A 21,977-nucleotide genomic window follows, 5' to 3' on the forward strand; every position below is an offset into this window, starting at 1 on the left:
GCGGAGCTTCTACGGGCCCTACACCACAGCGTCAGTCTCCGCCTCAAAATGCATCTGCGCCCTGTCGAGCATCTCATCCGGGTCCCCTCCTTGCGCTACCAGCCAGTGGAGGAGATCTGCGATCACGTCGGTAACCGACTCTTCAAGCACCGCGTAGGTCGGCACCACAGCCGAACTTGCTCCAGCCGCGCGCCGGTACTCCTCAAGAACCACTGCGGCACGCCGTACCCGCATACTGTGGCGCGCCGACTCAAGGGAGAGCTCGCACCACACCGCCTTCCCGGTGGCCGTGAGGAGCGTGCCCCACTCCTCGCACATTGAGGCAAGCAGGTGCAGGCCGCGCCCGCAGTCCGCTTCCCTACACATCGCGCGCAGGGCCGGCACGGCCTGGCTCTTGTCATGCACCTCAACACGCAGACGGTCGTCTCGCGATTCGAGGACGAGGGTCGCGGCCGCCCCTTCGCCAACATGCTTGATGACATTCGTGGCCAGTTCGGTCACGACCAGTCCGGCCTCATCAGCGACACTCTGCGCACCCCACTGCTTCAAGTTGCGCTTCACCGCCTTGCGGAGCAGTTGAAGTTCTGCCGGTGCTGCTTCAAATGGAAGGACGCAGCGCGGCCGTCGTTCACCCTCTTGGCAAATGGACATGGAGAGACTCCCTCCCAGGCCACGCAGCGCTGCGCCCGCCGTATCTGCACGACTGCACCGCGTAGCGAACTGCTTCGAGCATGGCATAGAGAAGTCTCGCCATGTAACTTCTCACCAGAATCCATCGAGTGAATCCGACCGGCGCCAACTCCCGGGGCGAATAGCCTGATTGCACCGAGCGAGCAGGGAGCCCGCGCCACCCAAGGAGGTAACCGACGTGCCAGCGAGGGCCACCACCCGCCGTCGTCAACTGGGCGCCACCCTGCGCAAGCTGCGTGTGCGCAAGGGGATGACGCTTGCGGAGGCGGGGCTCCGCGTCGGCGTATCCAAGGCGACCATCAGTCGGTACGAGACACGCGAAGGCCCCGTCAAGTGGCTCGTCGTCGAAGCGCTGTGCCGCGCGTACGACACCAGCGACGCCGAGCGGAACGTTCTCGTGAACCTTGCCAAGGAGGCCCGGCAGCAAGGCTGGTGGAGTTCCATCTCCGACTCGATCCCGGAGAGCATGAACCTCCTGCTGACCCTGGAGGACGAGGCCGTCCGCGAGGATCACTTCGCCTGTGTCTACATCCCCGGGCTGCTGCAGACCCGCCGGTACAGCACAGCTCTGCAGGAGGCCAACGAGGTGCAGCTCGCACCGGCGGAGATCGAACAGCTCGTGGACATCCGCATGAAGCGGCAGGAGATCCTGACCCGGGCGAAGCCACCACGGCTGTGGGCGATCCTCGACGAGTCCGTCATCCGCCGTGTAGTCGGCTCACCCGAGATCATGAAGGAACAGCTGGGCCGCCTCCTCGAAGCGAACGAAGCCCCCAACATCACGCTGCAGATACTGCCGTTCTCCAAGGGAGCACACTGTGCCGCGCTGGGCAGCTTCGTGATCCTCGGCGGACCCGAACCGACCCTCGATGTGGTGTATTTCGACTACCACACGGGCTCGCTCTTCCTGGAGAAGGACGAGGAACTGGACCGATACCGACTTGCGTTCGACTACCTGCGCGCACAAGCGTTGGACATGGAAGCTTCCTCATCCGTGATCCACCGCGTCCGCAAGGAGCTGTAAGTGCCAGTCGACTCAGAGCCCGTGGCCCACCACTCCTGGTTCAAGTCCTCGTACAGCGGAGGCAACACCACCGAGTGCGTCGAAGTGGCCCTCACGGTGGACGACGTGTTCATACGCGACTCGAAGTGCCCCGATGGCCGCCAATTGGTCGTCGTCCGGCCAGAGACATGGTCCGGCTTCCTCGCCTCGCTCCCGCAACAGCAGTGCTTCTGAACCTGCCTCTCCGTACGCCACGAAATAGCCGCGCGTTACGCTCAGGCCAGAGTGATGGATTCCTCCCTAACCGGGTGAAAGCGAGGCAGGCATGGTGAACGTGGTGGCGAAGGTACCGGCGGCCGCGGTGGCCGCAGGCGGGCTCCTCGGCGGCTACGCCACCGCCCGCCTCACCAAGAACCGCCCCCTAGGCGGAGCCGTCCTCGCCGCAGCCGGAGCCGCCGCCGCGCAGCAGTGGCGGCAGCAGGCAGGCCCGAAGACCGCCGCCGCGCTCAGCGCCGCGTACGTCGCCGGGTTCGCCGGATCGCACCCCCTCGCGAAGAAGGTCGGCGCCTGGCCGGCCGTCCTCGGCGTCGCCGGGAGCGTGGCACTCGCGTCGTGGGTGGCCGTCGACCGCCGCCAAGGCTGACACAGGCCGCCGCCAAGGCCGACGCATGCCGGCACCACGGCCGACGCATGCCGACGCACGCCGCCGCCAAGGCCGACGCACGCCGACACCACGCCGCACGCCAACGGCCCCGCACACCGTCCAGGTGCACGGGGCCGCGCTCCCCCTCCCCCAGGCAGGCCCGAAGCCGGTGGACCGAACAGGCGGCCGACCAACCCCGAGGCTCAAACCATCACGCCGACTCGAACAACCACTTCTGGTTCCGCTCCCCGATCCACTCCTCCAGGTTGAGCTGCGTGCCCCTCCGGTTCGACGGGAGGGTGATGACGCCGTTGGCGTAGACGAAGGCGATGCGGAACAGGTTTTCGCCGACCGGCTCGATCGACCACTGGAGCGGGACGGGCTGGCCCGCGATCAGGGGCGGGTAGATGCGGATGTCGCTCTGCGAGATGTAGGAGTCGCCCGCGGCGCTCTTGATGACGTACTGGTTCACGCCGTTGGTGGTCGAGATGCGCCACTTCTGGTTGGTGCCCTTGTGCAGCTCCCAGCCGCTGATCGGCGTGTTCGGGGAGGTGGAGCCGCCGCTCAGGTCCACGTACAGGTCCTCGAAGGCGGCGTTCCTGATCCAGTACTCGCCGTCCGGGATGATCGGAGCCATGCGTCAACCTCCGTACGAGAGAGGGGCGGTGCCCAAGCGGGCGGACCTCAACGTAGGCGGCGTCCGCGCGTCACGTAACGGGGTCTTCCGGTCGTAGGGCGGGTTTTGGGGACGGCTGGGTCATGGTGGTGCATGTCCAGCGATTCGGTCGGAGGGGAGTGGGGAGGTGTGCGGTGGGCGAGGGGCCTCTCACCTCGTCGTGGCCGGGACCTTTCCTGGTACGGGAGCGCCCTCCGGGTGGCGAGGGCGCGGCGGGGGCGACAGGGGCGCCGGTCCCGGGGACGCCAACTGCCCCGATCCGTACGCCCCGTACGCCCCCCGGCGGCCACACCCCCGCCCCTCCCGGCGGCCGACCCTAGGCCGCCGCCCCGTCCCCCCTGAACTGCCGCGCGAACCCCGCCACCGCCAGCACCACACCACTCCCGGCCATGACCATGACCAGCCACGCCACCGGCCAGATCGAGGCGTCCGGCGGTTCGTGCGTGGCGAAGGAGGCATAGAGGAGTGCGGCGGGCGGGGCGGCCACCACCGGGAGCGTCCAGCGCATGCGGTCGCGGAGGCCGAAGTAGGCGGCGAGGACGAGGACGGTGGCCACGACGAGCGTGATGCCCGCGTCCGTCACCGGGGAGGTCTCGTTGATCGCGCCCGGCGTCTCGGCGCGGTTGCGCAGGTCCCAGGGGATGAAGAGCAGGTACGCGGCGGCCGCCAGGCCCGCGCCGAGCAGGCGCGTCGCCCAGCGCTCGGCGAACGGCCGACCGCGCAGCGGGCGCAGGGCGTTCCGCAGCAGCCGCGACGCGCCACGCCGCGGAGCCGGTACGTTCAGCAGCGAACTCGGTGCGTTCATGTGTACGACGGTGACGGCACCGGCGCGTCGGTGCCTGAGTACGCGTACTCAGCTCCCTCTGTGCACGCGGTCACCCACGTGTGCTCGGCCGCCCCCTGAACGTCGCCCGATACGCCCCCGGCGACACCCCCACCCCCGCCTGGAAGTGCCCCCGCAGCGACGCCCCCGTCCCGAACCCGCACTCCGCCGCGATCCGGTCGACCGTGCGGTCGGTCTCCTCCAGGAGCTGGCGGGCGCGGTCCACGCGGCGCTGGGTGAGCCACTGGACCGGGGTCAGACCCGTCTCGTCGCGGAAGCGGCGGCTGAAGGTGCGGACGCTCATCGACGCCCGGGCGGCCAGTTCGGCGAGGGTCAGGGGCTCACCGAGGCGGGTCAGGGCCCAGGCCCGCGCCGCGCCCGTCGACATCGACTCGGGCTCGGCGGCGACCGGGCGTTGGACGTACTGGGCCTGCCCGCCCTCCCGGTGCGGCGGCACCACCGTGCGGCGCGCCACGGCCGCCGCGACCGCCGCCCCGTGGTCGCGGCGGATCAGATGCAGGCACAGGTCCACCCCGGCCGCCTCCCCCGCCGAGGTCAGGACGGCGCCCTCGTCCACGTACAGCACGTCCGGGTCGACCGAGACCGCGGGGAAGGCGCGGGCGAAGAGGTCCGCCGACAGCCAGTGCGTCGTCGCCCTGCGCCCGTCCAGGAGGCCCGCGGCGGCCAGGACGAACGCGCCCGTGCAGATCGAGGCGATGCGGCGGGCCGACGAGGCGAGGGTGAGCGCCTCGGCCAGCGGGGCGGGCAGTCCCCCGGGGCGCAGCGACTCGTCCTCGCGGTGCGACGCGGGCACGATCACCGTGTCCGCGCCTGCCAGGACCTCGGGGCCGTGCGGCGCGCGGATCGGGAAGTCGGCGTCCGTGTCGACCATTCCGGGGCGCAGCGCGCAGGTCAGGGGCGTGTAGAGCGGGGCGCCCGCCGCGTCGCGCGCGCTGCCGAACAGCTGGTGGACCAGGCCGAGTTCCATCGGCAGGACGCCGTCGCGGACGAGGACGGCGACGGTGCGGCGCCCCTTTCGCGCTGCCGTACGAGGTTCTGCGATCCCTTGCGTCGCCATGGCCAGATCCTTGCACACCCTGGCCATCTGGCCACTCGTCGCGCTCACCCCGCCGGACGGACGCTCGGTTCATGAGTACGTCGCCGAATTCGCCGGGTACGGCACCGCGCACGCCGAGTACGCCTCGTACGCCTCGTACGCCTCGTACGCCTCGTACGCCTCGTACGCCACCACGCGAGCCGACCCCCGCCCCGAGCAGCCCACGCCTCCCCCTCACCCCCTGGACCATCGCCGCCACCGCCGCCCTCGCCATCGTCACGGCGGGCGCCTACACCACCCTCGCGGGCCTCCTCGTCGGGCCGCTGCACGCCGAACTCGGCTGGTCGCGCGGCGCCATCGGGGTGGGCAGCGCGGTGAACATGGTCGTGTACGGGGCCACCGCGCCCTTCGCGGCCGCGCTGATGGACCGGTTCGGGATGCGGTACGTGACGACGGGCGCCCTCGGCCTCGTCGGCGTCGGGGGCGTGCTCACCGCCACCGCGATGACGGCGGCCTGGCAGTTCGCGCTCTACTGGGGCGTGCTCGTGGGGCTCGGCACCGGCGCCACGGCGATGGCGTTCGCGGCGACCGTCACCGAGCGGTGGTTCGTGGCGCGCCGCGGCCTGGTCACGGGGCTGCTCACGGCGGCGGGCGTGGTGGGGCAGTTCGTGTTCCTGCCGGTGCTCTCGGAGGTCGTGGGGCGGTACGGGTGGCGGGCGGCGGCGTTGACGCTCGCGGGCGCGGCCGCGCTCGCCGCGCCGCTGGTGTGTCTGACGCTGCGGGACCATCCGGCGGACGTGGGGCGACGCCCGCATGGGGCGGAGGAGTTCGTGCCGCGCCCCGCCCCCGTCACGGGAGCGGGCCGCCGTGCCGTACGCGTCCTGCTCCGCTCCGCCCGCACCGCCCCCTTCTGGCTGCTCGCCGGGACCTTCGCGATCTGCGGGGCCTCCACGAACGGCGTGATGTGGACGCACTTCGCGCCCGCCGCGCACGACCACGGCATGCCGATGACGGCCGCCGCGTCGCTGCTCGCGCTGATCGGGATCTTCAACGTGGCGGGCACGGTGGCCTCCGGCTGGCTCACCGACCGCCGGGACGCGCGGCGGCTGCTCGCCGCGTACTTCGCCCTGCGCGGCCTCGCCCTCCTCGCGCTGCCGCTGCTGCTCACCGCGACCGTGCGGCCGCCGCTGGTGGCCTTCGTGGTCGTCTTCGGGCTGCTCGACGTGGCGACGGTGCCGCCGACGATCGCGCTGTGCCGCGCGTGCTTCGGGCCCGACGCGGCCGTCGTGTTCGGCTGGGTCAACTCCGCGCACCAGGTGGGCGCGGGCACCGTCGCGTTCCTCGGCGGCGCGGCCCGGGACGCGTTCGGGTCGTACGACCTGGTGTGGGTGGGGACGGCGGCGCTGTGCGCGACGGCGGCGCTGCTTTCGCTGGCGAGCCCCGCCGCCCACCCGCCGGGCAGCCGCTAGGCGCTCCGCTGGAGGTGCGGCGACATGCCGTCGATCGTCTGCGGCACCGACGTGGCTGGTCGCGCGGTTCCCCGCGCCCCTTCAGGGCGCGGCCGAACCGCAGCCGACTTCGCCAGACCCGCCTAGCCTCCGAGCGCCCGCGACACCGTGTAGATCAAGAGCCCCGCCAACGACCCCACCACCGTGCCGTTGATCCTGATGAACTGCAGGTCGCGGCCGATGTGGGCCTCGATCTTCTTCGACGTGTGCTCGGCGTCCCAGCTCGCGACCGTGTCCGTGATGAGGGACGTGATCTCGTCGCGGTACGTCGTCACGACGTACACCGCCGCGCCCTCGACCCAGCCGTCGACCTTCTCCTGGAGGCGGGCGTCGGTGGCCATGCGCTGGCCGAGGGAGAGCAGGGCGGCGCGGACGCGCAGGCGCAGCTCGCTGCGCTCGTCCTCGGCGGCGGCCACGATCATCCGGCGGACCGCGGACCAGGCGGAGGTGATCAGGTCCTGCACCTCGTCGCGGGCGATGACCTCGCGCTTGAGGTGCTCGACGCGGGCGCGGGTGTCCGTGTCGGACTGGAGGTCGGAGGCGAAGTCGGTGAGGAAGCGGTCGAGGGCGCCGCGGGCCGGGTGGCCGGGCATGTCGCGCATCTCGGTGACGAAGCGCAGCAGTTCCTTGTAGACCCGCTCGCCGACCTTCTTGTCGACGAAGCGGGGGGTCCAGCCGGGGGCGCCGCCCTCGACGGCGTCCATCACCGAGTCGGCGTGCACCACCAGCCAGTCGTGGGCGCGCACGCACACCAGGTCCACGACCCGCTTGTGGCCGCCGTCCGTGACGACCTTCTCCAGCATCTTGCCGATGCCGGGCGCGATCTCCTGGGCGTCGGCGCGGCGCGTGATGGCCTCGCCGACGACGGCCTGCACGTCCGAGTCGCGCAGGACGGTGAGGGCGCCGCGCAGCGCGGTGGCCAACTCGGCGGTGACGCGGTCGGCGTGCTCCGGCTCGGCGAGCCAGGCGCCGAGGCGGCTGCCGATGCCGACGGCGCGCAGGCGCTGGCGCACCACCGTCCGGGAGAGGAAGTTCTCGCCGACGAAGTCCCCGAGGGAGACGCCGAGCTGGTCCTTCTTCTTCGGGATGATCGCCGTGTGCGGGATGGGGATGCCGAGGGGGTGCCGGAACAGGGCCGTCACCGCGAACCAGTCGGCGAGCGCGCCGACCATGCCCGCCTCGGCGGCCGCCGCGACGTACCCGGCCCAGGCCCCGGCGCCCGTGTTCTGCGCCCACTTCGCGAGGACGTACACGACCGCGACGAACAGCAGCAGGCCCGTCGCGGTCAGCTTCATCCGGCGGACGCCGCGCTGCTTCTCCGCGTCGGCCTCGCTGAAGGCGCCGGGTCCGGCGGGTGCGCCGCCCGCGCTTGGGGAGCGGCCGTCACGGGCATGCTGTTCCCTGCCCGCGTCGGCTGTTTCCTCCGTGTTCGTACCTTGCATCCTTGGAGCCCCGTTTTCGCGTCGCTGTTCCTGCGCGCGCCTGGTGGCGCGTACGCCTGTCGTACGCCGTCGTCGTACCCGTTCGCATTGTCCCTTCCAGTCCGACTCCTGGAACGAACCACAAGTTCCCGGCGTCTGAGTGAGCGGAGGGGGGCAGTGTCGGCCCTCTCGCGACCCATGACGCATCATGGGGTGTTCACACCGGAGCCTCGGGCTCCCCCTGCCCGAGGAGAAACAGCCCGCATGACCAAGCGTCACGGTTATGCACTGCTGGCCGCCGTGCTCGCGGTCATCGTGGTCGTCTCAGCGGCCATATACATCGGCGTCACGGGCGCCGACGACGACACGAAGGACCAGCTCAGCGCCTCTCCACGCGGGCCGCGCAACTCCGCGGCCCCGGCGTCGGCGGGCACCTGGGTGGGCACCTGGTCCGCCTCCCCCGCGGGCGCCGAACCCGGCACCGAGGCGCGCGGCATGGCGGGGCGTTCCGTACGCAACGTGGTGCACACCAGCGTCGGCGGCGAGAGCACCCGCATCACCCTGTCGAACCTGTACGGCACCCAGCCGCTCACCGTCACACACGCCTCCGTCGCCGTGGCCACCGCCTCGAACAACCCGACCGCCGCCGTCGGCACGCTGCGGCGGCTGACGTTCCGCGGCGACACCTCCGTGGTGGTCCAGCCCGGGCAGCAGATCGTCAGCGACGCCGTCCGGCTGCGCGTGCCGCACGACTCGGACCTGCTGGTCACGACGTTCTCGCCGACCGCGTCCGGACCGGTGACGTACCACCCGCACGCGCGTCAGATCTCGTACGTCGCCGACGGCGACCACACCGAGGACCCGAGCGGGTCGGCGTACCACGAGCAGAGCCCGTACTGGCGCTACCTCTCCGCCGTCGACGTGCTCAGCAACGAGACCGACGGCACCGTCGTCGTCATCGGCGACTCCATCACCGACGGCATCACCTCCACCATGGGCGCCAACCGTCGCTGGACCGACGTCCTCGCCGACCGGCTGCGCCAGGACGCCGGCGCGCCGCGCTACAGCGTCGTGAACCAGGGCATCAGCGGCAACCGTGTCCTGTCCGACGGGAGGCCCGGTGCCCGTGGCGGGCCCGGCGCCAACCCCAGCGGGCTCGCCCGCTTCGACCGTGACGTCCTCGGGCGCACCGGCGTCAAGGCCGTCGTCATCGCCCTCGGCATCAACGACATCCTGCGCAATCCGCAGGAAACCGACCCCCGGCGCATCACCGAGGGGCTGCGGGAGCTGACCCGGCAGGCGCATGGGCGCGGGCTGCGGGTCGTGGGGGCGACGCTGATGCCCTTCGGCGGGCACCGGGGGTACACGCCCGCTCTGGAGGGCGTGCGGCAGGCCGTCAACAAGGAGATCCGCTCCGGCAAGGTCTTCGACGCGGTCGTCGACTTCGACAAGGCGCTGCGGGATCCCTACGATCCCCGGGCCCTGCTCGACCGGTACGACTCCGGCGACAGCCTGCACCCCAGCGACGAAGGCTTCCGCCGGATGGCCCAGGCCTTCGACCCGTCCGACCTCAAGGGCTCCTCGGACGCGGAGCTCTAGCCCGCCGGGGCCCGCACCGGACGCCCCTGGCTCGCCGGGGCGCGGCACCGGACGCCCCTGGCTCGCCGGGGCGCGGCACCGGACGCCCCTGGCCCGCCGGGGCGCGGCACCGGACGCCCCTGGCCCGCCGGGGCGCGCCCCCGACGCCTTCGTGCAGGCCGTCCGACCCGCCGGGTCGTCCGCCCCGCCCCCGATCGGCGCTCCGCGCCTCGTCCTCAATCGCCGGACGGGCTATTCCCCACCCGCCCGCCCTTCTCGCCCTCCCCGGGCGGGGTGCCGGGCTCGGTGGGTGCCCCGTGCGGGTGGGCCGATCCCCCGCCGATCGCGCTCCGCGCTCGTCCTCAAACGCCGGACGGGCTGAAACACCCACCGGCACGACAAGGCTCCCGCCACCCGGCAAAGCTCTCGCCCACCCCGCAGAGCCCCGCCCGCCCCTCAGCGCTCCCGCCCACCCCGCAGCATCCCCACCCACCCCGGCAACCATCTAGCCCGTCCGGCGCTTGAGGACGAGGCGCGGAGCGCCGACCCGGCGGAGGACCGTCCCACCCGCACCGTTTCAGCCCGTCCGGCGCTTGAGGACGAGGCGCGGAGCGCCGACCCGGCGGAGGACTGTCCCGCCCGCGCGGGACGCCCGCCCCCGGGGTCCAGGGGCGGAGCCCCGGTTTCGGAGAAGGGGTGGGACTGGGGCGCCCCGCGAAGGTCAGTCCCGTCGGCGCCGCTCCCGCAGCTCGCGGCGCTCCGCCTTGAGGCGGGCCCGCTCCTGCTTGCGCAGCTTCCGTTCGACGGCGACCCCGCCCATGAGGGCGAAGCCGGTGACGACGACGCGCGGCGACCCCGGCGTGCCGGGCCCGGTGGCGTCGTCCCCGAAGCCACCCATGATCCCGAAGCCCTTGACGGTGACGTTGAGTTCGGGCGGCACGGTGACCTGGATGCCGCCCATGAGGGCGAAGCACCGGATGACGACGTCCCGCTCGGCGAACCGCGCCTCGCGCAGATCGATCTCCCCACCGCCCCACATCGCGAAGGACGTGAAGAGCCGCCCGATCGTCCAACCGCCCTTGCGGTTGAACCCACCCCAGATGGCGACGGCCCCACTGGACGAGGGCTCACCCCCGACGACCCGCTCGGCCCAGTCGATCTCGTCGCTCTCCTCGCCCCCGGACCGCTTGACCATGGACACCTTGGGCCCGGGCGCGACGCCGGACGGCAGATCCCGGGTGAGCGGGGCGAGCTCGCCGTACGTACGGGCCCGGTAGGCCACGTCGAGGCGCTCGTTGAACTCCTCCATGTCGAGCCGCCCCTCGGCCAGCGCCTCGCGCAGCACGTCGGCGACCTTCTCCCGGTCGGCGTCGGAGGCCCGCAGCTCGGCGGGGGCCAGCTCGGCAGAGGCCGGCTCGGCGGGGGTCGCCCGGACGGCAGGCGGCGGACCGGAAGCATCCCCTCCGGATGCGGGCGACTCGTCCGGCGGTGGCGTGGGCCCGGCGTCCGTCATGCTGAGGTCACCTCGTGATGTCCGTGCCGGCGAATCCGGCCAACCTGCTTCTCCTGCTGGAGGTCCGGGGGCCGCCCCGGTAAATCGCAGCACCCGCAGCCTACGAGGTCCCCCGGTCCGCGTACATCTTGGCAATCACGGCCTCGATGTCGGGTTCGCGCACGGACAGATCGACGAGGGGATAGCGCTCCGCGACCGCGGCGACCAGCGGCGCGGCCGACGCGGCGGCCGGGAACGCCAGCCACTGCCGGGGCCCCTCGACCTTCACGACCCGGGCCGACTCGACCTCCAGGGGCGGAAGTTCGCGTTCCAGGTCGACCACGAGGGTGCGCTCGCTCGCGCCCACCTCGTGCAGCCCGGCCAGCGGCCCGTCGTACATCAGGCGCCCGTGGTCGATGACCATGACGCGCTTGCACAGTTGCTCGATGTCGGTGAGGTCGTGGGTGGTCAGGAGCACGGTCGTGCCGGACCCGGAGTTCAGGTCGCGCAGGAAGCCGCGGACCTTGGCCTTGCTGACGACGTCGAGCCCGATGGTCGGCTCGTCGAGGTACAGCACCTCGGGGTCGTGCAGGAGCGCCGCCGCGATGTCGCCGCGCATCCGCTGCCCGAGGGAGAGCTGACGTACGGGTACGTCCAACAGCTCGCCCAGGTCGAGGAGTTGGACGCACCGGTCGAGGTTCTCGGCGTAACGCCGGTCGGGGATGCGGTACATGCGGTGCATCAGGCGGTACGAGTCGATGAGGGGCAGGTCCCACCACAGGGTGGTGCGCTGGCCGAAGACCACGCCGATGCGCCGGGCGAGCCGGGTGCGCTCGCGGGCCGGGTCGATGCCCGCGACCCTGAGGCGGCCGCCGCTGGGCGTGAGGATGCCGGTGAGCATCTTGATGGTGGTGGACTTGCCCGCGCCGTTGGGCCCGATGTAGCCGACCATCTCGCCGCGCGGCACCCGGAAGGTGATGCCGTCGACGGCCCGCACCCGGTGCCGCTCGCGGCGCAGGAAACCGGTCTTCCTGCGGACGTCGAAGATCTTCTCGACCCCGTCGAGCGCGATGAAGTCGGCGTCCGGGCCGGGGCCTGGGACCGTGTCCATGACGTATCAGCTCCCTGTGCTCATGACGTATCAGCTCCCTGTGCTGCGGTACGAGCGGAGTCCCGCGCGCCACGCGAGGCCCGCGAGCGCGCAGCAAGCGACGGCGACCAGCGGCGGTGTGAAGGCGGCCCAGGACGGCAGGCCGAGCGGATAGGGGCGGCCGAGCACGTACAGGCCGGGCAGCCAGTTCACGAAGGCGATGGGCACCAGGAAGGTGGCGCCGCGCACCAGGTCCTTGCCGAAGACGGTCGGCGGGTACTGCAGGAGCGTGTTGCCGCCGTAGGTGAAGGCGTTCTGCACCTCGGAGGCGTCCTGCGCGACGAACTGGAAGGCCGCGCCCGCCACGAAGACGGCCATGAAGATCCCCGCGCCGCTGACCAGCATCAGCGGGACGAGCAGCACCTTCAGGGGCGTCCAGGCGATGTCGACGGCGGCGCAGGCCCACCCGAGGATCAGGAGCCCCTGCACCACCCGCCCCAGCCTGCGCAGCGCGAACTGGTCCGCCGCGACCTGCGCGAGCACCGGCGCGGGCCGCACCAGGAGGGTGTCGAGGGTGCCGTCGCGCACCCGCCTGCCGAGCCGGTCCATGGAGCCGATGGCGAGGTCGGCGAGGCCGAAGGCGCAGGAGGCCGCGCCGTAGAGGAAGGCGACCTCGGGGAGCCGGTAGCCGCCGAGCACGTCGACCTGGGAGAACATCAGCAGGATCGCGGCGAAGTCGAGGGCGGTCGCCGTGAGGTTGCCGAGGGCCGTCATGACGAAGGACGCGCGGTAGGCGAGGGTGGACCGGATCCACATGGCGGTGATCATCCGGTAGGCGCGCAGCCCGTCCCTGGCCCGGTCCAGCGGCCCGTCGGCGGTACCCGCACGCAGTCCGGACGGCCGATCCGCCGGACCGGCCGGACCCACCGGCCCCCCGCCCCGCCGCTCCCCCCGCCGGGTCCCCTCAGCCACCCTGCACCACCACCCGCCGCGTCGCCACGGCCTGCAGCAGCCGTCCCGCGGCGAGCAGCGCGAGGGCCCACCCGGCCTGGAAGGCGTACGTCCCCGCCAGCTCCGCGCCCGAGCGCTCGCCGAGCAGCACATCGGCGGGCACCTGGATCAGCGCCGACCAGGGCAGCGCGCGGGCGACCTCGCCGAGGGCGCCGGGGAAGACGTTCAGGGGCAGCAGCATCCCGGAGAAGAACGTGCTCGCGAGCCACGACATCTGCGCGACGCCGGTGCCGTCGAGGAGCCAGAAGGCGCTGAGCGCCACCAGGAAGCGCAGCGCGAAGCTGACCACCACCGCGAGCAGCACGGCGACCGCCGCGGCCAGCCACGTCAACACGTCACCCGGAAGAGCCAGTTGGAAGACGATCCCGCCGAACAGCATCGGCGCCGCGCCGCGCGCGAGCAGTTGGAACAGCGCCCGGCCCAGGTCGCCCGCGAGCCACCAGGCCTGGAGGTCGGCCGGGCGGTAGAGGTCGATGGCGATGTCGCCGGTGCGGATGCGCCGCATCAGCTCGTCCTCGAAGCCGCCGCCCATCACGGCGACGGTCGTCAGGAGCGCCTGCCCGAGCCACACGTACGTGAGAGCCTGCGCCTGGTCGTATCCTCCAAGTCCAGGCTTCTCGTCCCACAGGGCAATATAGGTGTAGGTCAGGATCACTCCGAAGACAGTGTTGGTGAACACACCGGCCAAGGTCGCGATCCGGTACGTGGCGAATCGCCGGAAGCTGCCGGCGGCGACGGCCGCGTACAGGCGGAACCGTCCTGATCTCACGAACATCCCTTTCAGAGAGCCTCGTACCGCTCCAGGCCACCGCGCCCGGGCCCGCGCCCGGACCAAAGCGCAGGAGCCTAGTGCGATCGGGGCTGACCGTGCCAGGCAATTTCGCCCCACGGAGCGTGCCTGGCCTGAAAGGCATGCGGCGACAGTGTGCAATGGGTCGTACGAGGCGTACTGGATGTATGAGGCGTACGAGATGTACGACGCGAACCGGGAGTTCCGCGAGACATGAGCAGCGACGAGCCACAGCGGCGGCCGGGCGACGGACAGGAGGAGCCCGCCGCCCGGCGGAGCGAACCCGCTGCCCGGCAGGACGGGCCCGCCGAGGGACCGGACGGGCGGGCCTCCCGGCCGAGCGACCCCGCGCCGGGCGACCGCGCTCCGGGCGGCGAGCCGGGCGACCGCACTCCGGCCGACGGCCCGACACCGCCGAAGGGCACCCCTGGCGGCTCCGGCCCCGGCACTCCCGGCCGCGGCACACCCTCCTCCGGCGCTCCCGACAGCGGCCCCTCCACCCAGCAGCTCCGCCCGCTCGGCCGTCCCAAGGGCGCCGCGCCCCAGGGCTCACCGCAGGGCGCCCCCGACCCCTCCACCCAGCAGCTTCGGGCCATCCCCCCGGAGCCGGGACCGCGACCGGACCAGGGCCAGCAGCGCCAGGGCTGGGCGCCGCGCGAGCCCGAGCAGGGTGCCGCCGGAGCCGAGGGCGCCGCCGCGTCCGTGGCGGCCGCGGGCGCCCCGGGTGACGGCGCCACCGGCAAGGCGGCCAAGAACGGCAAGAAGAAGCGCCCCAAGCGCAAGGGCTGGCGGCGGCTCTTCCCGACCTGGCGGATGGTGCTGGCCGGGTTCATCTTCGTGGTCCTGCTGTGCGTGGGCGGGTTCACCGCGGGCTATCTGCTGATCGACATCCCGCCCGCGAACGCCCTCGCCACCAAGCAGGCCAACGTCTACCTGTACGCCGACGGCAGCGAGCTGGCCCGCGACAGCAAGGGCGCGAACCGCGAGAACGTCCCCCTGTCCAAGGTCCCCAAGCACGTGCAGCACGCCGTGCTCGCGGCCGAGGACCGGGACTTCTACGGCGAGTCCGCCGTCGACCCGAAGGCGATGCTCCGCGCCGCCTGGAACACGGTCACCGGCAAGGGCAAGCAGTCCGGCTCGACGATCACCCAGCAGTACGTGAAGAACTACTACCTGGGCCAGGAGCAGACGGTCACCCGCAAGGTGAAGGAGTTCTTCATCTCGATCAAGCTGGACCGCGAGGTGAGCAAGGACGACATCCTCGAGGGCTATCTGAACACCAGCTACTTCGGCCGCAACGCCTACGGCGTCCAGGCCGCCGCGCAGGCGTACTACGGCAAGGACGTCGAGGACCTGAGCGTCGGCCAGGGCGCGTACCTCGCCACGCTCGTGAACTCCCCGAACGCCTACGACGTGGCGACGCACCCGGAGAACAAGACCGCCGCGCAGGGCCGCTGGAACTACGTCCTGAACGGCATGGTCAAGGAGGGCTGGCTGCCCTCCGCCGACCGCGAGAAGCAGAAGTTCCCGATGCCGGACCAGGCCAAGGGCACCCAGGACCTGTCCGGGCAGCGCGGCTACGTGGTCAAGGCCGTCGAGGACTACCTCATCGAGAACAAGATCATCGAGGAGGACGCCCTCAGCAAGGGCGGCTACCGCATCACGACCACCCTGCAGAAGCCGCGGCAGAACGCGTTCGTGAAGGCCGTCGACGACCAGGTGATGTCGAAGCTCGACAAGAAGGCCCGCAAGATCGACCGGAACGTGCGGGTGGGCGGCGCGTCCGTGGACCCGAAGACCGGCAAGGTCGTCGCGATGTACGGCGGCATCGACTACACCAAGCAGTTCGTCAACAACGCCACTCGACGGGATTACCAGGTCGGCTCGACCTTCAAGCCGTTCGTGTTCACCTCGGCCGTGCAGAACGGCTCGACGACGCAGTCCGGCACCCCGATCACGCCGAACACGATCTACGACGGCAACAACCGGCGTCCGGTGCAGGGCTGGGACGGCGGCCAGTACGCGCCCGCCAACGAGGACGACGGCATGTACGGCGACATCACGGTGCGCGAGGCCACGGACAAGTCCGTGAACTCCGTGTACGCGCAGATGGCCGTCGACGTGGGCTCCGACCGGGTCAAGGACACCGCGGTCGCGCTCGGCGTGCCGGAGAAGACCCCGGACCTCACGGCCTCCCCGTCCATCGCGCTCGGCCCGTCCACGGCGTCCGTGCTCGACATGACGGAGGCGTACGCGACGCTCGCGAACCACGGCCAGCACGGCTCGTACACGCTCGTCGAGAAGATCACCAAGGACGGCGAGGACGTCGCGCTGCCGGAGCGGGGCGAGAAGACGGCGGTGAGCCGCGAGGCCGCGGACACCACCACGTCGGTCCTGCGCAGCGTCGTCGACTCCGGCACCGGCACCGAGGCGCTCGCCGCGGGCCGCCCGGCGGCGGGCAAGACGGGCACGGCCGAGGAGGACAAGGCGGCCTGGTTCGCGGGCTACACGCCGGACCTGGCGACGGTCGTGGCCGTGATGGGCCAGGACCCGCAGACGGCCGCGCAGACGCCGCTGTACGGCGCGCTCGGCGAGCGGCGCATCAACGGCGGCGGCTATCCGGCGCGGGTCTGGGCGCAGTTCACCAAGGACGCCCTGGAGGGCAAGCCGGCGAAGGAGTTCGACCTGGAGCTGGAGCCGGGCGCGGACGTACCGGTGCAGCCCGACCCGTCGCAGAGCGCCGAGGAGCCGGACCCGGACGAGGACACGGGCGGCGCGACCGGCGGCGACGAGGACACCGGCGGCACGGACGGCGGTGCCGCGGACGGCGGCGGCGACCAGGGCGGCCAGAACCAGGGGCAGAACCAGGGCCAGAACCAGGGGCCGACCGGCGGTCAGGACCAGGGCGGCCAGAACCAGGGGCCGACCGGGGGCCAGGACCAGGGCGGCCAGACACAGGGCCAGGACCAGGGCCAGACCCAAGGGCCGACCGGGGGCGGCGACGACGGGGGCGCCGCGGACGGCGGCGTCGACCAGGGCGGCCAGCAGGGCGCCCTGGGCGGGCTCACCCAAGGGACGAACGTGGGGCCGCGCGGCCGCGGCGGCGACTGACGCCGCCGGGCCGCCGAGGCCCCGCCGGGCCGCTGGTCCGGCCTGGCCTCAGTGGCCGCTCGTCGCCTTCAGACCCACGACCGCGACGAGCAGCAGACAGACGAAGAAGATCCGGGCGGCGGTGGCGGGCTCGCCGAGCGCGAGCATGCCGACCACCGCGGCTCCGGCGGCCCCGATGCCGACCCACACGCCGTAGGCCGTGCCGATGGGCAGGGTCTTGGCGGCGTAGGACAGCAGCAGCATGCTGGCGACGATGCCCGCGCCGGTGAACACACTCGGCCACAGACGGGTGAAACCCTCGGTGAACTTCATGCCGATCGACCAGCCGACCTCGAGCAGACCGGCGACGATGAGCAGGACCCAGGCCATGACGGCACCTCCGAAAAAGGGACTTCAGGGGTGCGTCGTCTTTGCGGATCCCGGTACGGCGCGTCTCGTCGGGGTCCTTCCAAGGTAGCAAAGGGCACGCAAAAGGAGCTGGTGACGATGGTCACCAGCCCCTTCTCGGCTGCGTCGGGCCGGGGCCGCCCGGGCCCCGGGCGCTACAGGTAGAGCCCGGTGGAGTCCTCGGACCCCTCGAAGCGGTCCGCGGCCACGGCGTGCAGGTCGCGCTCGCGCATCAGGACGTACGCCACGCCCCGCACCTCGACCTCGGCGCGGTCCTCGGGGTCGTACAGGACCCGGTCGCCCGGCTCCACCGTGCGCACGTTCTGCCCCACGGCGACCACCTCGGCCCAGGCCAGGCGCTTGCCGACGGCCGCGGTCGCGGGGATCAGGATGCCGCCGCCGGAGCGCCGCTCGCCCTCCGCGGTGTCCTGACGCACGAGCACGCGGTCGTGCAGCATCCGGATCGGCAGCTTGTCGTCGTGGGTGCTTGGTTCAGATGTCTTGGCGCTCACGCCCCGAACCTACCTGCCCCCGCGCGCCTTGTACGCCTCCGGGTCAGCCCTTGCGGCGCCTGGAGCCCGCCGCGAGGAGCCCCACGAGGCCCACCACGACCAGGGCCACCGGCACGATCCGCTCCACGCGGGGCGCCCCGTCCTCCGCGACGAACTGGGCCTTCACATCGGAGACGAGGCGATTCGCGCCGACATAGGCCCGCCCGAGCGACTGGTCGACGCTCGAAGTGATCTTGGCCTTGGCGTCCCCGACGATCGTCTTCGGGTGGACCCGCACCCCGATCTCGTCGAGGGTCTCGGCGAGCTGGTCGCGCCGGCGCTTGATGTCCGCCTCGATCTGCGCAGGGGTCCTGGCATCCGCATCCGACACCGCGCTGCCTCCGTGGGTGTGTTCCGTGTACTGGGTACTGGTCGTTCCACAGTCTGTCAGCTTCACCCCCGTCGCACCCCATGGCACCCCTATTACGCTCGACTCCGTCATCACATCCCTGACGCGTGCGCGCCCGCGCGTGCCGCCTGCGAGGAGACCGTAAATGAGCGAGCGACTTCAGCCCGGGGACACCGCCCCCGCCTTCACCCTGCCCGACGCCGACGGCAAGGACGTCTCCCTCGCGGACCACAAGGGCCGCAAGGTCATCGTGTATTTCTACCCGGCTGCCCTGACCCCCGGCTGCACCAAGCAGGCCTGCGACTTCACCGACAACCTGGACGTGCTGGCGGCCGCGGGCTACGACGTCATCGGCGTCTCCCCCGACAAGCCGGAGAAGCTCGCCAAGTTCCGCGAGAAGGAGAACCTGAAGGTCACGCTGGTCGGCGATCCGTCCAAGGAGACCCTGGAGGCGTACGGCGCCTTCGGCGAGAAGAAGCTGTACGGCAAGACGGTGACCGGTGTGATCCGCTCGACGGTCGTCGTGGACGAGGCGGGCAAGGTCGAGCACGCCTTCTACAACGTGAAGGCCACCGGCCACGTCGCCAAGATCATCAGGGATCTGGGGGTCTGATCCCCCCGGCCCGGCGCCGGCCCGGCCGCCGCCCGCGGATGTGACAAAGCCCCCCTCACGGGGGGCTTTCGTTTGCGTTCGCGGAGTGCGAGCAAGTGATCCCGTGGACCATCGTCAGCGAAAGGATCAGCTCCATGGCGGCCAGCCAGCACCCGGCCGACCCCGAGGCCGACGTTCTGCCCGGTACCGACCCGGCGGCGGTGAAACGTCACCGCACGCTGTTCCGGGCCATCAGACGGCGCCGGAACCCGCCCCTGCGGCGGACCGACATCACGGTGACCGACGAGGCGGCCGTGCGGCGCGCGGTGAAAGCGGCCTCACTCGGCAATGCCATGGAGTGGTTCGACTTCGGCATCTACAGCTATCTGGCCGTCACCATCGGGCATGTCTTCTTCCCGTCCGGGAACGACACCGCCCAGCTGATCTCGTCGTTCGCCACCTTCGCGGTCTCGTTCCTGGTGCGGCCGCTCGGCGGCATGGTGTTCGGCCCGATGGGCGACAAGATCGGCCGCAAGAAGGTCCTCGCCCTGACGATGATCCTGATGGCGGTCGGCACCTTCGCCATCGGCCTGATCCCGAGCTACGCCACCATCGGCTTCTGGGCCCCGGTGCTGCTGATCCTCTTCCGGCTCGTGCAGGGCTTCTCCACGGGCGGCGAGTACGGCGGCGCCTCCACGTTCATCGCCGAGTACGCGCCGGACAAGCGGCGCGGCTACTTCGGCAGCTTCCTGGAGTTCGGCACCCTCGCCGGGTACGTGGGCGCGGCGGGCCTGGTCACCATCCTGACCACGACGCTGGACGACGGCGCCATGGAGGCGTGGGGCTGGCGGATCCCGTTCCTGGTCGCGGGCCCGCTCGGCCTGGTCGGCCTGTATCTGCGGCTGCGCCTGGACGAGACCCCGGCGTTCCAGAAGCTGGAGGACCAGACGTACCACTCGGCGACCGAGGCGGCCTCCGCCGTCGAGACCTCCGCCAAGGGCGACCTCGCGAAGATCTTCCGCGAGTACTGGCCGACGCTGATCCTGTGCGTCGCCCTGGTCGGCGCGTACAACATCACCGACTACATGCTCCTGTCGTACATGCCGACGTACCTGACCGACGAGCTCGGCTACGACGACACCCACGGGCTGCTGATCCTCATCGCCACGATGGTGGTCCTGATGCTGGTGATCAACCGGATCGGCGTCCTGTCGGACCGCTACGGCCGCAAGCCGCTCCTGATGACGGGCATGGTGGGCTTCCTCGTCCTGTCGATCCCGGCCTTCCTGCTGATCAAGCAGGGCGCCCTGGTCGCCGTCTCGGCGGGCATGCTGATGCTCGGCCTGTCCCTGGTGTGCCTGCTCGGCACGATGTCGGCGACGCTCCCCGCGCTGTTCCCCACCCCCGTGCGCTACGGCTCCCTGTCGGTGGGCTACAACCTGTCCGCCTCGCTGTTCGGCGGCACCGCGCCACTGGTGATCACCGCGCTGATCAGCGTGACGGGTACGGACATGATGCCCGCGTACTACGCGATGGCCGCCGCCGTCGTCGGCATCATCGCGGTGGCCTGCATGAAGGAGACCGCGCAGCGGCCCCTCAGCGGCTCGCCGCCGTCGGTGGAGAGCAAGGAGGAGGCCGCCGAACTGGTCGCGGCGCAGGCCACGGCGCCGAAGTTCTGACTCCCCCGGTAGCTCCGGCCGGGCGGCGATTACGATGGGCGCGGCACGCGGCCGTGGTGGAACTGGCAGTCACGCTGGGTTTAGGTCCCAGTGGGGTAACACCCGTGAGGGTTCGAGTCCCTCCGGCCGCACGCGCACGAAGGGCGCCCCCGAGGGGGCGCCCTTCGCCGTGTCCGGTGCCCGGCTCGCCGTGTCCGCCGGCTCAGCCGAGCAGTTCGCGCACCACCGGCACCAGCGCGCGGAACGCCTTGCCGCGGTGGCTGATCGCGTTCTTCTCGTCCGCCGTCAGCTCGGCGCAGGTGCGGGTGTCGCCCTCGGGCTGGAGCACCGGGTCGTAGCCGAAGCCGCCCGTGCCCGCCGGAGCGTGCCGCAGGGTGCCGAGCAGCCGTCCCTCGACCACCCGCTCCGTGCCGTCCGGCAGCGCGAGGGCGGCAGCGCACGCGAAGTGGGCGCCGCGGTGCGGGTCGCCGATGTCGCCGAGCTGGGCGAGAAGGAGGTCCAGGTTGGCGCGGTCGTCGCCGTGGCGGCCCGCCCAGCGCGCGGAGAAGATGCCGGGGGCGCCGTTCAGCACGTCGACGCAGAGCCCCGAGTCGTCGGCGACGGCGGGAAGCCCGGTGGCCTTGGCCAAGGCGTGCGCCTTCAGGAGGGCGTTCTCGGCGAAGGTGACGCCGGTCTCCTTGACGTCGGGGATCTCCGGGTAGGCGTCCGCGCCGACGAGCTCGTGGTCGAGCCGGGCGTCGGCGAGGATCGCCTTGAGCTCGGTGAGCTTGCCGGCGTTGCGGGTGGCGAGGATGAGGCGGGTCATGGGACCAGTATCGCGGCCCCGTGATCGGTCCGTTCCGGCGCGCCCCGTCCCGTCGGCGTGACACGCGCCGTGCCTCTGGCCGTGTCTGGCCGTGTCTCTGGCCATGTCTCCCGCCGTGTCGTCCGGGACGGGCGCGCCGCCGGCCCGGGTCAGTCGGTGCAGACCTTCGTCAGCTCCTTGGCCGCGTCGACGGCGGGGCTGAGGTCGGGGGACTTGTCGCCGCCGTCCTTGGAGGCGTCGCGGATGTTGTCGACGGCCTTGTCCAGGTGGTCCAGGGCCTTGTCCACGTCGGCGTCGTCGGACTTGTCGCGGATGTCGTCGAGGTTGTCCTCGATGTCGTCCAGCGAGTCGTCGGCCTTGCCGGGGTTCAGCGCGGCGTCCTGGGCGGCCTCCTGCATGTCCTGGACGTTGTCGTGGATCGCGTCGGCCGTCTTGACGCAGTCGACGGCCTTGTCGACGGGGTCGCAGGCCACGAGGCCGGAGACCGCCGGAACTGCGATCAGAGCGGTGATGATGGCGGTAGCGGTACGGCGGTGGCGCGCGGCCATGCGGAATTCCCTCCCCGTTGTGGACGGACGTACGGCTTGGCCCGTACGCCCGCATCCGTAAGAACGCCCGTCCGGGCCCCGAGGGTTGCTTCCCACGCCGGGCGAACCGAACCGCGCATCGCCCGCGCCCCCACTCAACTCGACCGCACCGCGCGCCACTTGGGTCGCGCCCG

At 71.8% G+C, this 21,977-nt stretch carries 22 protein-coding genes, 1 tRNA gene and 1 riboswitch; of the genes, 9 read left to right on the forward strand and 14 right to left on the reverse strand.

Translation table 11 applies throughout. The annotated features are described in order from the left end of the window. Positions 1-18: 18 nt before the first annotated feature. Entirely contained in the window at positions 19-651 is a 633-nt protein-coding gene (locus ACZ6BG_RS06170) for an ATP-binding protein (protein ID WP_468997433.1), read from the reverse strand. Between the two features lie 217 nt (positions 652-868). Between ACZ6BG_RS06170 and ACZ6BG_RS06175 the strand changes: the two genes are divergently transcribed. The 3 genes from ACZ6BG_RS06175 to ACZ6BG_RS06185 all read left to right on the forward strand — a co-directional run bounded on the left by ACZ6BG_RS06175 (position 869) and on the right by ACZ6BG_RS06185 (position 2,336). After that, on the forward strand, positions 869-1,714 hold the full coding sequence (locus tag ACZ6BG_RS06175; protein WP_468997435.1) for a helix-turn-helix domain-containing protein: 846 nt from the start codon (positions 869-871) through the stop codon (positions 1,712-1,714). Next, positions 1,715-1,927: a DUF397 domain-containing protein gene (locus tag ACZ6BG_RS06180; protein ID WP_468997437.1), complete on the forward strand. Its 213-nt coding sequence runs from the start codon at positions 1,715-1,717 to the stop codon at positions 1,925-1,927. It begins immediately after the preceding gene. Between the two features lie 103 nt (positions 1,928-2,030). Then, positions 2,031-2,336, forward strand: coding sequence for a hypothetical protein (locus tag ACZ6BG_RS06185; RefSeq protein WP_468997439.1), 306 nt, complete (start codon positions 2,031-2,033; stop codon positions 2,334-2,336). A 211-nt stretch (positions 2,337-2,547) separates the two neighbouring features. Here ACZ6BG_RS06185 and ACZ6BG_RS06190 read toward each other — a convergent pair whose 3' ends face one another. From ACZ6BG_RS06190 to ACZ6BG_RS06200, 3 genes are all read right to left on the reverse strand, one after another. Next, on the reverse strand, positions 2,548-2,973 hold the full coding sequence (locus ACZ6BG_RS06190; protein ID WP_468449954.1) for an RICIN domain-containing protein: 426 nt from the start codon (positions 2,971-2,973) through the stop codon (positions 2,548-2,550). Between the two features lie 355 nt (positions 2,974-3,328). Then, entirely contained in the window at positions 3,329-3,817 is a 489-nt protein-coding gene (locus ACZ6BG_RS06195) for a hypothetical protein (protein WP_468997442.1), read from the reverse strand. Positions 3,818-3,887: 70 nt separating this feature from the next. Further along, complete coding sequence (locus ACZ6BG_RS06200; protein WP_468997445.1) at positions 3,888-4,913, reverse strand: GlxA family transcriptional regulator; 1,026 nt, start codon at positions 4,911-4,913, stop codon at positions 3,888-3,890. A 71-nt stretch (positions 4,914-4,984) separates the two neighbouring features. On the opposite strand from ACZ6BG_RS06200, the gene ACZ6BG_RS06205 reads away from it, so the two are divergent. After that, complete coding sequence (locus ACZ6BG_RS06205; protein ID WP_468997447.1) at positions 4,985-6,361, forward strand: MFS transporter; 1,377 nt, start codon at positions 4,985-4,987, stop codon at positions 6,359-6,361. Positions 6,362-6,483: 122 nt separating this feature from the next. Here ACZ6BG_RS06205 and ACZ6BG_RS06210 read toward each other — a convergent pair whose 3' ends face one another. After that, entirely contained in the window at positions 6,484-7,842 is a 1,359-nt protein-coding gene (locus ACZ6BG_RS06210) for a DUF445 domain-containing protein (RefSeq protein WP_468997449.1), read from the reverse strand. Positions 7,843-8,085: 243 nt separating this feature from the next. Between ACZ6BG_RS06210 and ACZ6BG_RS06215 the strand changes: the two genes are divergently transcribed. Further along, positions 8,086-9,420, forward strand: coding sequence for an SGNH/GDSL hydrolase family protein (locus tag ACZ6BG_RS06215; RefSeq protein WP_468997451.1), 1,335 nt, complete (start codon positions 8,086-8,088; stop codon positions 9,418-9,420). A 700-nt stretch (positions 9,421-10,120) separates the two neighbouring features. Here ACZ6BG_RS06215 and ACZ6BG_RS06220 read toward each other — a convergent pair. The 4 genes from ACZ6BG_RS06220 to ACZ6BG_RS06235 all read right to left on the reverse strand — a co-directional run bounded on the left by ACZ6BG_RS06220 (position 10,121) and on the right by ACZ6BG_RS06235 (position 13,767). After that, on the reverse strand, positions 10,121-10,912 hold the full coding sequence (locus tag ACZ6BG_RS06220) for a DUF1707 SHOCT-like domain-containing protein (RefSeq protein ID WP_468997454.1): 792 nt from the start codon (positions 10,910-10,912) through the stop codon (positions 10,121-10,123). A gap of 100 nt (positions 10,913-11,012) precedes the next feature. Then, complete coding sequence (locus ACZ6BG_RS06225) at positions 11,013-12,002, reverse strand: ABC transporter ATP-binding protein (protein WP_468997456.1); 990 nt, start codon at positions 12,000-12,002, stop codon at positions 11,013-11,015. A gap of 30 nt (positions 12,003-12,032) precedes the next feature. Further along, entirely contained in the window at positions 12,033-12,872 is an 840-nt protein-coding gene (locus tag ACZ6BG_RS06230; RefSeq protein ID WP_468997985.1) for an ABC transporter permease, read from the reverse strand. A 73-nt stretch (positions 12,873-12,945) separates the two neighbouring features. Continuing rightward, a complete protein-coding gene (locus ACZ6BG_RS06235) occupies positions 12,946-13,767 on the reverse strand; it encodes an ABC transporter permease (protein WP_468997458.1) in 822 nt (273 codons plus the stop codon). Between the two features lie 228 nt (positions 13,768-13,995). Here ACZ6BG_RS06235 and ACZ6BG_RS06240 point away from each other — a divergent pair, with 228 nt between their 5' ends. Next, positions 13,996-16,893, forward strand: coding sequence for a transglycosylase domain-containing protein (locus ACZ6BG_RS06240; protein ID WP_468997460.1), 2,898 nt, complete (start codon positions 13,996-13,998; stop codon positions 16,891-16,893). 48 nt (positions 16,894-16,941) lie between these two features. Here the strand turns inward: ACZ6BG_RS06240 and ACZ6BG_RS06245 are convergent, their stop codons facing one another. The 3 genes from ACZ6BG_RS06245 to ACZ6BG_RS06255 all read right to left on the reverse strand — a co-directional run bounded on the left by ACZ6BG_RS06245 (position 16,942) and on the right by ACZ6BG_RS06255 (position 18,162). Continuing rightward, positions 16,942-17,262, reverse strand: coding sequence for a DMT family transporter (locus ACZ6BG_RS06245; protein WP_468449964.1), 321 nt, complete (start codon positions 17,260-17,262; stop codon positions 16,942-16,944). Between the two features lie 29 nt (positions 17,263-17,291). Further along, positions 17,292-17,361, reverse strand: a riboswitch (guanidine-III (ykkC-III) riboswitch). 74 nt (positions 17,362-17,435) lie between these two features. Next, positions 17,436-17,738, reverse strand: a complete 303-nt coding sequence (locus ACZ6BG_RS06250; RefSeq protein ID WP_106967814.1) for a GroES family chaperonin — start codon at positions 17,736-17,738, stop codon at positions 17,436-17,438. A gap of 97 nt (positions 17,739-17,835) precedes the next feature. After that, on the reverse strand, positions 17,836-18,162 hold the full coding sequence (locus ACZ6BG_RS06255; RefSeq protein WP_468997462.1) for a DUF3618 domain-containing protein: 327 nt from the start codon (positions 18,160-18,162) through the stop codon (positions 17,836-17,838). Positions 18,163-18,325: 163 nt separating this feature from the next. Between ACZ6BG_RS06255 and bcp the strand changes: the two genes are divergently transcribed. The 3 genes from bcp to ACZ6BG_RS06270 all read left to right on the forward strand — a co-directional run bounded on the left by bcp (position 18,326) and on the right by ACZ6BG_RS06270 (position 20,582). After that, a complete protein-coding gene (gene bcp / locus ACZ6BG_RS06260) occupies positions 18,326-18,793 on the forward strand; it encodes a thioredoxin-dependent thiol peroxidase (protein WP_289950358.1) in 468 nt (155 codons plus the stop codon). A gap of 134 nt (positions 18,794-18,927) precedes the next feature. Next, on the forward strand, positions 18,928-20,451 hold the full coding sequence (proP, locus tag ACZ6BG_RS06265; RefSeq protein WP_468997465.1) for a glycine betaine/L-proline transporter ProP: 1,524 nt from the start codon (positions 18,928-18,930) through the stop codon (positions 20,449-20,451). A 47-nt stretch (positions 20,452-20,498) separates the two neighbouring features. Beyond that, positions 20,499-20,582: transfer RNA gene (locus ACZ6BG_RS06270), tRNA-Leu, on the forward strand. 71 nt (positions 20,583-20,653) lie between these two features. Here ACZ6BG_RS06270 and rdgB read toward each other — a convergent pair. Together rdgB and ACZ6BG_RS06280 are read right to left on the reverse strand one after the other, a co-directional pair. Beyond that, on the reverse strand, positions 20,654-21,256 hold the full coding sequence (rdgB, locus tag ACZ6BG_RS06275; protein ID WP_468997467.1) for an RdgB/HAM1 family non-canonical purine NTP pyrophosphatase: 603 nt from the start codon (positions 21,254-21,256) through the stop codon (positions 20,654-20,656). A 149-nt stretch (positions 21,257-21,405) separates the two neighbouring features. After that, complete coding sequence (locus ACZ6BG_RS06280; protein ID WP_405664308.1) at positions 21,406-21,804, reverse strand: hypothetical protein; 399 nt, start codon at positions 21,802-21,804, stop codon at positions 21,406-21,408. Between the last annotated feature and the right edge of the window lie 173 nt (positions 21,805-21,977).

It is taken from the genome of Streptomyces sp. NPDC041205 (genome assembly GCF_055591765.1).